The organism is Roseateles sp. P4_D2, assembly GCF_056401875.1.
On record NZ_JBFUIM010000007.1, the window covers coordinates 242,936 to 255,172 of the forward strand.

Annotated in this window: 12 protein-coding genes; all 12 read right to left on the bottom strand. The window is 64.4% G+C overall.

Annotated features, from left to right (window positions below):
• Positions 1 to 6: 6 nt before the first annotated feature.
• Positions 7 to 1,221, bottom strand: coding sequence for a glycosyltransferase family 4 protein (locus tag AC1DW0_RS14810; RefSeq protein WP_157282113.1), 1,215 nt, complete (start codon positions 1,219 to 1,221; stop codon positions 7 to 9).
• 11 nt (positions 1,222 to 1,232) lie between these two features.
• Complete coding sequence (locus AC1DW0_RS14815; RefSeq protein WP_162247866.1) at positions 1,233 to 2,369, bottom strand: glycosyltransferase family 4 protein; 1,137 nt, start codon at positions 2,367 to 2,369, stop codon at positions 1,233 to 1,235.
• Positions 2,366 to 3,619: a lipopolysaccharide biosynthesis protein gene (locus AC1DW0_RS14820; protein WP_457353811.1), complete on the bottom strand. Its 1,254-nt coding sequence runs from the start codon at positions 3,617 to 3,619 to the stop codon at positions 2,366 to 2,368. The genes AC1DW0_RS14815 and AC1DW0_RS14820 overlap by 4 nt, the downstream gene beginning before the upstream one ends.
• A 91-nt stretch (positions 3,620 to 3,710) precedes the next feature.
• Positions 3,711 to 4,418: an exosortase-associated protein EpsI, B-type gene (gene epsI / locus AC1DW0_RS14825; protein ID WP_082533011.1), complete on the bottom strand. Its 708-nt coding sequence runs from the start codon at positions 4,416 to 4,418 to the stop codon at positions 3,711 to 3,713.
• Between the two features lie 4 nt (positions 4,419 to 4,422).
• On the bottom strand, positions 4,423 to 5,259 hold the full coding sequence (gene xrtB, locus AC1DW0_RS14830; RefSeq protein WP_477946734.1) for an exosortase B: 837 nt from the start codon (positions 5,257 to 5,259) through the stop codon (positions 4,423 to 4,425).
• A 123-nt stretch (positions 5,260 to 5,382) separates the two neighbouring features.
• Positions 5,383 to 6,240: a CpsD/CapB family tyrosine-protein kinase gene (locus AC1DW0_RS14835; protein WP_056204125.1), complete on the bottom strand. Its 858-nt coding sequence runs from the start codon at positions 6,238 to 6,240 to the stop codon at positions 5,383 to 5,385.
• The gene (gene epsF, locus AC1DW0_RS14840; protein WP_457325249.1) at positions 6,240 to 7,670 is read right to left on the bottom strand and encodes a chain length determinant protein EpsF; all 1,431 of its coding nucleotides are present in this window, start codon (positions 7,668 to 7,670) and stop codon (positions 6,240 to 6,242) included. The genes AC1DW0_RS14835 and epsF overlap by 1 nt, the downstream gene beginning before the upstream one ends.
• Before the next feature lie 24 nt (positions 7,671 to 7,694).
• On the bottom strand, positions 7,695 to 8,432 hold the full coding sequence (gene epsE, locus AC1DW0_RS14845) for a polysaccharide export protein EpsE (RefSeq protein WP_235532104.1): 738 nt from the start codon (positions 8,430 to 8,432) through the stop codon (positions 7,695 to 7,697).
• 104 nt (positions 8,433 to 8,536) lie between these two features.
• Complete coding sequence (locus AC1DW0_RS14850; RefSeq protein WP_056204130.1) at positions 8,537 to 9,529, bottom strand: EpsD family peptidyl-prolyl cis-trans isomerase; 993 nt, start codon at positions 9,527 to 9,529, stop codon at positions 8,537 to 8,539.
• Positions 9,530 to 9,986: 457 nt separating this feature from the next.
• Positions 9,987 to 10,718: a bifunctional demethylmenaquinone methyltransferase/2-methoxy-6-polyprenyl-1,4-benzoquinol methylase UbiE gene (ubiE, locus tag AC1DW0_RS14855; protein ID WP_457353817.1), complete on the bottom strand. Its 732-nt coding sequence runs from the start codon at positions 10,716 to 10,718 to the stop codon at positions 9,987 to 9,989.
• A gap of 17 nt (positions 10,719 to 10,735) precedes the next feature.
• A complete protein-coding gene (locus tag AC1DW0_RS14860; protein WP_056204136.1) occupies positions 10,736 to 11,128 on the bottom strand; it encodes a gamma-butyrobetaine hydroxylase family protein in 393 nt (130 codons plus the stop codon).
• A 14-nt stretch (positions 11,129 to 11,142) separates the two neighbouring features.
• Entirely contained in the window at positions 11,143 to 12,186 is a 1,044-nt protein-coding gene (pstS, locus tag AC1DW0_RS14865; RefSeq protein ID WP_457353819.1) for a phosphate ABC transporter substrate-binding protein PstS, read from the bottom strand.
• Positions 12,187 to 12,237: the final 51 nt, after the last annotated feature.

The following is a 12,237-nucleotide window of genomic DNA, read 5'->3' on the forward strand; positions in this document are numbered from 1 at the left end:
AGGTCCTTACCCCCGGTGCTGCACGGTTTCGTACAGGTCGATGTACTCGCTGACCACGCGCTCTGGCCTGAAGGTGGCCGCCAGCGCCAGAGCCGTCCTGCTGATCGCCTCGTAGCGGTCAGCGTCGTCGTAGGCGGCCTGGAGCTGAACAGCCAGGCCATCCGCTGCATGGATGTCGAACAACCAGCCCGTTTCTCCGGGCTTGACGAGCTCACCGCTGCCGCCGGTTGCGGAGGCGATGACGGGTACGCCGTGGGCGAAAGCCTCGAACAGAACCCGCGACAAGGGCTCGGCCCACAACGATGGCACCACACAAACATCGACCTGCTTGAAGAACTCAGGCTGCGGCACGACACCCAGGAACTTGACCGGCAAGCCCTCAGCCAAGGCCCTTAGATGAGCGGTGTAGCTCGGTTCTCCTTCTCCGGCAATCACCAGTTCGACGGCATGGCCCTGCCAAGGGCCGCGAACGAGGCCGGCAAAGGTCTTGAGCAGCATCTCGACGCCTTTGTGCGCCGTCAAGGTGCCAATGAAGCCCACCACGAAGGGGCGCCCGTCGCGCCTGGGATGGCGCCGCGCATCGATGGGCTGATCGGTGCGGTAGCCGTTGTAGATGACGGAGTGCCGCGCCTGCGGGAACGCGCCTTCCTCGAGGTGACGGTCCAGCGTGTAGCGGCTGTTGCCCACGACGGCCGTCACCTGCCGGGTCGCGGCAATCTTGTTGGCCGAAAGCAGCTTGCACTGGAAGCAGCGATCAGTGCCGCAGGGTTGGCCGCCGCGAAAGAAGCCGTAGTTGGCGCAAAGGAGGGCGTAGTCCCTCAGCGTGTGCACGATGGGAATGCGCCTGCGTGACGCGGCGCCCCAGACCGATACCGACAGCCAGGCGAGGTTGTTGGTGTGGACGACGTCGGGGCGGAATGCGTCAAGTGCCTCGTCGGCATGGCGCAAGCTGCCCGCGGTGTAGGTGTTGTGGAGGTGGAAGGCGGCTTTGCGCAAGCCCGATGGCAGGCTGGCGGGCAGCCGCCGCGCAATGTTGGCCGAGGGGCGGCGGAAAACGCGCACCTGCCCCACGCGTTCGGTCTCGGCCGCCGGTTCGCCCGTGGCCAGCACGGCCACTTCATGCCCGTCGGCGGTCAAGGCATCCGCCAGGATCTTCAGCGACCGCTCGGCGCCGCCGACCTGGTCAGGGAAGTAAAAGGAATTCACCATCAACACACGCACGTCAGCCCCTCCTACAAATCGGCATAAGTGAGGTCAGCGCACCGTTGCCAGCTGAACTCGCGGGCGCGCGCCACGCAGGCGCCGGCAAGCTGGCCGGCGGCGTTGGCGTCGAGCATGGCGAGCAGCTGTGCTGCGATGTCGGCGGTGTCGCCGGGTTTCGCGAGGAAACCGGTGACGCGGTCCTGAACGACTTCGGGCACCGCATGGGCGGCGGTGCTGACGGTGGGCAGGCCCTGGAACGCCGCCTCCAGAAACACGAGGCCGAAGCCTTCGACGCGCTCTTGATCCGGCTCTGCGGCCAACAGGAAGGCGCGGCTCTCGGCATACGCGGCCCGCACGATGGCGTCGGGCTGCGCGCCCGCGAAGGTCGCGCGAACGCCCAGGCGCTTGGCCTCGGACTGCAGATGCGTCGCGTAAACGGGGTCGACGGGCCGTCCGATGGCCAGGTAGCAGATTGTCTGGCGCTGGCCTGGCGGCAGTTGGGCGATAGCCTGCAGCGCCCGGAGATGGCCCTTGCGCGGGTCGAGCCGCGCCACGGTCAGGACGATGCGGTCTCCCTCGGTCGCCCCGCACAGCCGCCTGACTTGCGCGCGCTCTTCGGCGCTGGCCGGCTCAGCCCAGTACTCCGCCACGCCGAGGGGCGTAACCCGGCGCTCGACGGATGCGGGCGGCGCGAGTTCCCGCTCGACGAGCGAGAGCGTGAACGCACTGTTGGCGCACACGCGGTCCAGGCGATGGACGGCCTGGCGAGCCCTCAACCATCTCGCCGAACGAGACCGCCCGAGGACGATGGCGTCCGTGCCGTGGAAGGTCATGACGGTCTTCACCGCACGGGGCACGCCGCTCCACGGCAACGCCAGCAGCAGGGGCCAGTCGGCGACGTGGACGACGTCATAAGTCCGCTGCCTCAGTTGCCGCCGCAATGCACGAATGACGGTGAGCAGCGTCCGGTTCGAATACACGTCGCCAGGAAATCTGAACACCCCAGCGTCGTCCTGCGACGGCGCTGTAGCACTTCTCGCAAAATCAGGCGCCAGTACATCGACGCGGTGCCCGCGGGCCAATGCGGCGCTTCGCACCTCGGCACAATACCGACCAATACCTCCGGGGTACGGCGGATATTCATGCGTGGCGATCAGGATATTCAACGCGACTCCTTCTGGCGACGGTAAAGGGTGATAACGAGGGCGGCGATGATGACCGCGAGCAACAGTTCGCTCGCCAGGCATGTGAGGGCGGCACCCGGCGCCCTGAATTGCGGTATCACGACCAATGCCGTCGCAAGATAGAAAACGACGACGACAAACTGGGCCACCATCCGGTAGCGCTGGTACCCCGCGCCAGACAAGGCGTCAGACAAGGTGTAGTGAACAGCCTGGATCACAGGCAGCACCGCCAGCCATTTGATCAAGGGGATGGCCTTCGCATAGCCCGCGCCAAAAACAAGAGGCAAATAATCAGCGCCCAGGACCAACACGGCGGCGACTCCCAACGAGTAAGGCAAAGCGAACGTGAGCACCCGCCGCGACAAGGCCAGCGCCTGTGCAATTCCGCCTTGCCCTTGCCGGAAGAACCTGCCCGCCGCCGCGTCGAGCATGGCGCGCACCGGCATGAACGACATCGCCGCGACCCGGTAGGCCGCCGCATAGGTTCCCACGTCGGCGGCGGTGCCGAAACGCGCCAGAACGAGTTTGTCCGCATCGGTGTAGATGGCCTTGGCCAGCGTGCCGAGCGAGAAATCGGTGCCATGCCCGAGGTCTTTGCCGATCGCCTTCCACTCGACGGACAGGCCGCCCGCCGCGCGGGCCATGAACCAGATCAGCGCCGCGGCGAACATGATCGAGAACGCCAGGAACAACGAGGCCCACACCAGTGCCGTGACGCGGTCGGAAACGATGATCGCGACGAGAACGCTGGCCACGCGCGCACAGGATGTCGCCACGTTGATCACGGAGGCGCGCCCCTGCTGCTCCAGGGCACTGAACAATTGAGCCGCTGTGACAGCGGTTCGCATGAAAACCAGTTCGCCCAGCAGGACGATCAGGGCAACGCCGAAGGCGACCGGCGTGGACGAGATCATCACCACCGCAGCAGCCCCAATGGCCGCGCCTGCAGACCCGGTGACCAGTTGGACGCTCAACGCATTGCCGAGCGCAACCGGTGCGTGTTGCGCTTCCCGCGCGACGCGCATCAGCATCACGGAGCCATAACCCAACCCCGCCAGCGGCAACAACAGCGAGGCGGCGGAATTGATGGTGGCCAATGTGCCGTACTCAGCAGCACCCAGGCTGCGCGCCAGCAGCGCGAAGTTGATCGCCTGCAGCACGACCACAGCCAGGCTGCCGCCCAGCATCTTGCTGGCGGCACGTTGGAGGCTGGTTTTGGTGTCGCTCGACATGAGTGGTGATCAAAAGTTTGGCGCAGGGCTACATCAACACCGCCCGAAGCCGGCGAGCAAGATTCAGACCTGTGATTGCCGTTCGACGCCGCTACGCGTTGAACGCGACACTGCCGAGCAACACCGATCGGTGCTGTTTCGGAATGCCTCTCAAGAGGGCGTTGACGAAAATGTCCTGCAGCTGGTACGCCGCGCTCGTGTCGCCTGAAATCATGGACACCCTGAACAGCAGACCGTCGGGGATCTTCCCGTTCAACCCGTAGGCCAGGCGGGCCCGGTTCTGCTCGAACCAGCCCCTGACCACGTCATCCCCGATGCGCATCCAGTAGGTGATGGGTTCGACGCGGCTGCCGAGCTGGCCAATCAGTCGCATCACGGGCAGCGACGAATCCCCCACATGCATGACGTCGGGATGCAATTGGCTGACCCTGAATCCCTGGGCCGCATAACAAACCTCTGGCTTGTGGAGCTGCAATGCGCGCGACTGGTTGGCTCCATAGGCCAGCGACAACATGATCCGTTCGCCAGCACGGTTGACGTAGGTGCGCGAGAGGATCTTGTCGTAGATCGCATTGAGCGTGTTGGCGACGTCCGCCGCCACCTCCAGCGGCACGATGCTTCGATCCAGCGTCCAGCCCTCAAAAGCTTGCGGGATGATCCGGTCAAGATCCGGCATCTGATCGGGCCGCGTGATCGTCGGCTTGGGCTGGAGCAGCTCGCCCGCCACGGCGGCGCCGGTCATGAGCCCCGCCGCCAGCACTGCCCGGCGGCGCAAAGGGAGAGGGGATCGCTGGTTCATGAGCTCAACCCAATTCAGTGCGCGCCCGGGTGGCCGGCACGAATTTCCCGATCAGCTTGTCGACGACCAGCATCAGGAAGAGTGCCACCATGAAGAGGACCATCCCCGCGAAACCGTGGACAAACCCCTGGCCCGCTTCATCCCCGAAATGGTAGGTGATCAACACCAGGATGATGACCCGAACGATATTCGCGCAGAACGACACCGGAATGAGGACCGACGCGAGCAAGACGTTCCGAAGCGGTGACGTGTAGCCCATCAGATTCATGTACAGCAGCCCCAGCGCTTCGAGCGTGAACATGGAATTCAAACCGGCACAGGCATCGGCCACCAGCAGTTGATAAGGGCCGACCGACAAGATCACGCCACTGCGCGCGATCGGGTAGCCGGCCATGTGCATGATGGATTCCGCGACATAGGAAACTGCCGCCTTGAGAGGCGTGGTGACCACCTGCACGAGCACGCTGGGCAAGGGCACCATGAACAGCATGAACAACAGCGGAAACGCCAATACTCGCAGGCCTGCCGACCCTTTCATCAAGTGACAGACCGCGGCGAGCACGAAGATCTGAGACAACACTTCGAAGCTATCGAGCTGCTGCGTGCGGCCGAGCAGGTAGAGCGGCATGCCGACGGCGAACAGCAGGCCGGCGACGAGGAAGCTGCCCTTGTTGTCGGGCAGCGCAGCAACCTGCTCACGCCGCCGCCAAGCCAACCAGAACGATATGGCCAGGATGATCGGGCCGTGGCCTTGTTCCGCCGATGCCCAAACGGTCTGCGAGAGGCCGACATAGGTCGGCACGTACATGAGCGCAAAGGCAACGAGCAGGGGCAACCACACCGTCCAATAGTTGCTCCACGGGACGCCTCGAGCCGTCGGACTAGATACCGAAACCTTCAACATGTCCCGTGGAACCAATTCTCAAACGTTAGACGGATTGCCCAGCACGCTGGCCGGAGTTGCTCAAAATTCGTTGACCACCACACCTGCCACGACGGCCGGCGTTTCCGCCAAGTTGCCGACGAGATCCTGTAGCGCCGAGATACGCCCGTGATCCTTGCGGGCAAGAACCAGCGCCGCGCCACATCGCGCAGCGATCACCACGCTGTCGCTGCCATAGCAAGCGGCCGGGCTGTCCACCACGACATGATCGAACTTCGTGGCCAGCTCGCGCATGAGCAGGCCAAATGCGGGCCGTTCAACCAGTTCCAGCGGGTTCGGGGGCGTGGTGCCCACGGGCAGGACGAACAGGCTTTGCACGTTAGGCACCTGCTGGATGACCTTGGCCTCCGCGCGGCCGCTCAAGATGCCGGAAAGGCCGGCATCGTTACTCACGCCAAACACTTCGTGCTGACGCGGATGCCTCATGTCGGCATCGACCAACAAGGTACGCCCGCCAAGCTGGGCCAGAACCACGGCGAGGTTCGCCGCAAAGTAGGTCTTTCCGTCGCCACTGTCGGGGCTCACCACGGCAATCGCTCTGCGCTGCTGACCCTCGTTGTAGAGCCGCATCATGATCTGGCTGCGCACCGCGCGGAAGCTTTCGGCCTGCACACCGAACGGCTGGTTCAGGGCGACGAGCTCGGGATTGGCCTTGCGCCGCTCATCGTCCGCTGCCAGCGGATAGTGGAACTGTTGGGCCAGGGCGAACATGACGTCGTCATTGCTCGCGAACCCGAGTGCGACCGCTGCCTCGCCAAAGCGCAGGCCCTCACTTCGCTGCTGTTGGACGATTTTTTCGACTTGATCGGCAGACAGCAGCCGCAGGTCCTTGAGGATGCTCCCTATGGAGCGGTCAGCCACGTTTTCGTAAGACGTCATCAAATGCTCCGGCCGGAGTCAGGGGCGCTGAGCGCCGGTGCGCCAGGCGAATGGAGCATCGGACGTGCGGGGTTGAACCGTTTTGCCGTTGGCTTGGGAAGCGTGCCCAGCACCGGAAGACCCAATGCCGTCACCACATCCTCCAGCGCGCGAATGCGGCGGTCGTTCAATTCGAGGATGAGCGCGACGCCCACCGCCAGCAAACCGCCCAGCAAGATACCGACTGCCGTATTCAGCAAGAGTTTCGGGCTGCTGTGTTCCGCGGGCGGCAGCGCGACGGTCAGCATGCTGGCATAGCTCTGCGTGTTCTGCGCCTCGAGTCCGGTCTGGCTCAGGCGGGCGGCCAAACCATCGTAGATGCGCTGCGCATTCTCGACCTCCCGCTGCAGGACGGTGACCTCGTCCCGCGAAGACTTCAGTTCAAGAACCTTCATGCGCTGAGCATCCAGCGAGGCCCGGACCTGCCCCTCACGAGATTTGTTGATCGTGTTGCTGACCGAGACGCCGCCCGAAATCCGCGTCGTTTCGCTGTCGATCTTGCGCTTCAGTTCGGCAATATTGGCCTTCGTTTCGCCCACCTGCGGATTCGCGTCTCCCAGGCGCTGCGACAGTTCCTGCAGCCGTGCTTCCGCGCGACTCAAGTCGAGCTTCAGGCCCCCAATCACCGGGTTGTTGATCACCTCTTGGAGCCGATCAGTCTGGGTGCCCTGGGCCTGGGTCTGGCGGCTCGAGCTTTCCGCGGAGATGGCCTGCAGCTGCGTCAGCTGACTGCTGAGTTCGTTCAATCTCGCGTTCTCGACGTCGAGCCGTTCGTCCGTGGCGATGATTCCCTTTTCACGCTGAAAGGCCGACAGCTTGGCCTGGGCTCTTTCAAGCGCTTCGCGGGCGTCATGGGTTTGCGTATCGAAGAACTTCCTGAAATTCTGCGCAGGGTCCGCGCGCAGTTCCAACGTGGTGGCGATATAAGCCTTTGCGTATGCATTCGCCAGCGCGGCGGCGAAGGTGGGATCCTGGCTCTTGAACGAAATATTGATGACGTTGCTTTCCCGACTCGGCTTGACGTCAAGATAGTTTTGCAGAAAGAGAATCACGTACTGCTCGATGGTTCCCTTCCCTTCACCATCGTCCTGCCACTGCTCCCGAATACCCGGAACTTCCGTCAATTTGAGATCGCGAATGACGCGCAGCGCAACGCGATCGCTCATCAGGATATCCAGCTGCGTCGCCATGAAGCTGGGCATGATCGCCGAAGGATTGACGAACGCGGTGATCGGGTCGGGCTTGACGTCGATCACCACGCTGGCTTCGCCCTTGTACTTCTTGGGCAGCACCAGGCTGATCACGACGATCGCCGTGACAACAAACGCGAAAACACCAAGCGCCGCCCACTTTCTGGCGCGCAAGACAGCGATGAATTGAGCAAAAGTCATTGTTCCCGTCCTGGCTCAGAGCTCTTAGAAGAGGCTTTCACGCACGTAAACGACGTCCCCGTCCTGGACCTTCTCGTCCATCGCGGGCGTGACGACCTGGACGCGCCCATCGGCAGACTTTCGGTGCACACGGACGCCCCGCTCGGTACCGCGCTGGGTCAGGCCACCCCCAACCGCGAGCACCTGCATCAGGGTCATGCCGCGCTCCAGGCGCATCGGCCCGGGGCGCTGCACCTCGCCATAGATATAGACCAGCGGAGCACGGTCCACCCAGAGCACGTCGCCGTTCTGGATCAGCACATCGTTGACTCGGCCCTGCTCCGCGGCGGGACCGAAGACGGTGGGCAGGTCGATTTCCGTGCGGAAGGGCTTGCCGTTGCGCATGCCGGTCAGCACGAGTTGGTCACCGCCCGTCGTCGCAACGCCACCCGCATTGGCCAGCAGGTCGGTCATGCGCATGTCAGCGGTTTCGATCGGGAAGCGGCCGGGGCGGTTGACCTGGCCCAGCACGCTGGCCTGGTTGCCCTTGATCTGCATCAGGACAAGCGTGACCTGTGGCGACTTGACGAAGTTGCCGCTCTTCAAGCCTTCGGCGATGAGCTTTTCGGCGGCGCTGACGCCCAAGCCGCCAATGCGGATGTTGCCGAGCAACGGGTAGCTGATGACGCCTGTTTCTGACACCCGAGTTTCGAGTGTCAGGTCCGGGTTCTGATACACGACCACACGGACGACGTCGCCAGCGCCCAGATGATATTCAGCCATGGCGGGAGCAGCCGCCTTGGCAGGGGCAGGAGCCTGAGCCTGCACGCACGCGGCCGCCAAACCGAAAGTGGCGGCAAGAAGCAGTTGGTGAAAACGAATCTTCATCATTTCAGACCCATACCCTTGGAGATCGAAGCCGAATCAAGACCGCTGGCCGCCGGGGCAGCAGCGGGAGCAGGAGCAGGCGCCTCAGAGGTGACCGGCGCCACGGGCGCAGGCGCAACAGGCGTCACACCGCCAGCCGCCGAAGCCGCCTGCGCGAACTTGCCGACGTATTCGATCTTGGAACTGTCACGCAGCGCCTTGATGTCCCTCTGCACGACTTCGGCCTTGCGCTGGTTCATCAGGAAAGCTTCGATGGCAGGGCGGGCGCGGACTTCATCCACGGGCTGGCTGCGCGAGCCGACGAGGAAGAGCACCGTCATCCCGTTGGGGCTGGGGCTGACCATGGAGTCGCCATCCTTCATCTTGGCAATGGCGTCCAGGCCGGCCAGGGGCAGTTGCTCAGCGGCGCGCACGGCCTGGTTGCCGTTGAAGCGGATGTCGGCGGACTTCAGGTATTCAGCGAACTCGTTGAGGTTCTTGGCCGCCGCGAGCTTGGCGCGGATGGTCTCGAACTGCTCCGGCTTGGCCTCGATCTGCAGTTCCTGCAGGCTGTAGATGCGGCGGTCCTTGAACAGGGCCGGCTTGTCGTTGTAGTACTTGGCGATCTCTTCGTTGTTGGGCTTGGCAACGCTTTCGCCAACGCGCTCGGCGTAAGCCCGGGCGATGATCTCGCGCTTGGCGGCTTCGATCTGCTGCACGACGCGCGGGTCGCGGTCGAGCTTTTGCTCCTGCGCCTTCTGGACCGCCAGTTCCTGGTCGATCAGGCGCTCCAGCACCTGACGGCTGGCGGCCTCGGCCTGCTCCGGCTTGAGGCCCTGCTGGCGCTGCAGCACGAAATTGATCTGGTGGACGGTGATCTCTTCCTTGTTGACCTTGGCCGCCGTCTGGGATGCCTTGTCGCCCTTGTCACCACCGCAGGCCGTCAGCAGCGCCGCAACGGCGACGACTGCCAAGAGCAGGTGGGCACGGTGCTTGTTCTGTCGGTTTGCCATCTGATGAAGGTCCTTGTTATGCAGAGAAAGGGCACCCGCCCCAAAGAGCGAACGAGTGTAGCGGCGCGATATGTCGCTTCTGCGGGGCCCACGAAGCCATAACTGGGTTCGTCGGCGACCGGCAGTTAGAGCAAATACAAGCGGGAAGTTCCCAAGATCCCACGTTCTTGGGGGGTGGTCGCTTGCGATTGAGGATGACGCCTTCCGGCGTCATTCGATACGCAATATTCGGTATTCGACTTTCGGGCCGAGCGACGGGCCGCTCCCTAGCCGGCCCGCTCAGGCGATGCTTGCCGCTCAATGCGGCAAGCATCGCCATCCCCCCGGGGGCTGAGGCCGGACATGGTGAGTCCAGTGGACTCGCCGTGCCTGCCGCAGAGCAGCGGGCTTGACCGCTGCGCGGCCTGCAAGGCCGATCAGGCTGCCCGCGTCCAGCAGGGCAAGACTGAGCGAGGGGTCAACATTTGATCCCGGCGTGCAGGGCGACGATGCCGGCACTGAGGTTGTGCACGTCCACGTGGCCGAATCCGGCCGTCTTCATCATGGCCTTGAGCGTGGCCTGGTCGGGATGCATGCGAATGGACTCGGCCAGGTATTTGTAGCTCTCGGCGTCGCCAGCGAACAGCGAACCCAGCTTGGGCAGGATGTTGAAGGAGTACCAGTCGTACGGCTTCTTCAGCGGCTCGGCGATGCGCGAGAACTCCAGCACCAGCAGCCGCCCGCCCGGCTTGAGCACGCGGCACATCTCGGCCAGGGCCTGCTCCTTGTGCGTCATGTTGCGCAGGCCGAAAGCGACACTGACGAGGTCGAAGCTCTCGCTCTTGAAGGGCAGCTTTTCGGCGTCGGCCAGGCTGGTGGGCAGGATCAGGCCTTCGTCCAGCAAGCGGTTGCGGCCCTGGCGTAGCATGGCCTCGTTGATGTCGGTGTGCACGACGAGCCCGGTCTCGCCGACCTTGCGGGCGAAGGCGCGCGACAGGTCACCGGTGCCGCCGGCAATGTCCAGGGCTCGCTCGCCCGGCTTCAGGTTGGCAACCTGCACGGTGTAGGCCTTCCAGGCCCGGTGCATGCCGGCCGACATGACGTCATTCATCAGGTCGTACTTGGAAGCGACCGAGTCGAAGACGCCACGGACCTTGGTGGCCTTCTCGTTCTCGTCGACCTGCTGGAAACCGAAATGCGTTTGGGTCATGGATTCAGTGCCGGGATTCAATGCGAATGGCAGCTGCCGCCACCTTTGACGGGCATGGCGTCGTCGCGGCTCTTGCCAGCGGCGGCAAGGCGGGCCTCGTAGTCGCGCCAGAGAGCGTCCTGCTGGCTGCCCAGCTTGTAGAGATAGTCCCAGGTGAACAGGCCGCTGGCGTGGCCGTCCGAGAACTCGGGCCGCACGGCGTAGTGGCCGACCGGCTCCAGGCCGGTGATGCCCACGTCGCGCTTGCCCGTCTGCAGCACTTCCTGGCCCGGGCCATGGCCCATGACCTCGGCCGAGGGGCTGTAGACGCGCATCAGCTCGAAGGGGATGCGAAAACGCGCGCCGTCGTCGAAGGCGATCTCCAGGACGCGAGAGTGCTGGTGGACGGTGAGTTCCGTGGGAGCGGCCATCCGCAGAGTTTCGCTCAGAACGACTGGTAGGCCGGCAACTGGCCGTCTTTGGGCCGCACCTGCGTGAAGCGCGCTGCCAGGCGGGACTGCACGCTGATGGGCAGCGGCGCGAAGCCGGTGCCGCGGGTCAGGTCGTCGCCATGCATGAAGCACCAGTAGAGGAACTTCAGCGCGCCCTGTGTCCTGGTGGCCGTGGCGGGTTCGGCATCCACCAGCACGAAGCTGGTCAAGGTGATCGGCCAGGCGTCGTTGCCCGAGCGGTCCAGCAGCGTGGCGAGGTCGTCGCCCTGGCGGTGCATGTCGCTCTCCAGGACGGCGGCACGAAAGCCCTGCTCGGTCGGCAGCACGAAGCGGCCGGCCGCGTTGCGCAGCTTCACGGCGGCCAGCTTGTCGCGCAGCACACGGTCGTAGGAGACATAGGCGATGGCACCCGGCGTGGCGCGCAGCGTCTGCACCATGCCGTCATTGCCCTCGGCCTTCAGCGGGTCGCTCGGCCAGGCGGGCAGTTGGCCGATGCCGACGTCGGTCTTGAACGCGGCCGAAGCGCCCGCGAGATAGCGGCTGAAGCCCTCGGTGGTGCCCGATTTCTCGGCACGCACGACGCGCTTGATCGCCAGGCCCGGCAGGCCGACACCCGGGTTCAGCGCCGCGATGCGGGCATCGTTCCAGACCTTGATGCGGCCCTGGAAGATGTCGGCCAGCACCTCGCCGTCGAGCTGTAGCGGCGCGGCCAGCGGCAGATGGACGACCGGCACGACGCCACCGATCAGCATCGGGATCTGCACCAGCTTCTGCTTGGCCAGCTCGGACGGCGGCAGCGGCGCGTCGGTGCCGCCGAAATCCACCTTGCGGGCACCGATCTGCTTGATGCCGTCGCCCGAGCCCGTGCCCTTGTAAGCAACGGCGCCGCCGCCGGCCTTCTCGAAGGCGCGCGCCCAGGTCTCGTAGACCTTGGATGGAAAGGTGGCGCCCTGCCCTTGCACGGGTTGGGCAAGGGCCGCTGAGGACAGCAGAAGTGAGGCAGCGAGGGCCAGCATCGGGCGCAGGAAAACGGGCATGACCAGGAGCAAGTGACTTGGTGAAAACCCGTAATCATGCCTTGTGTCTTC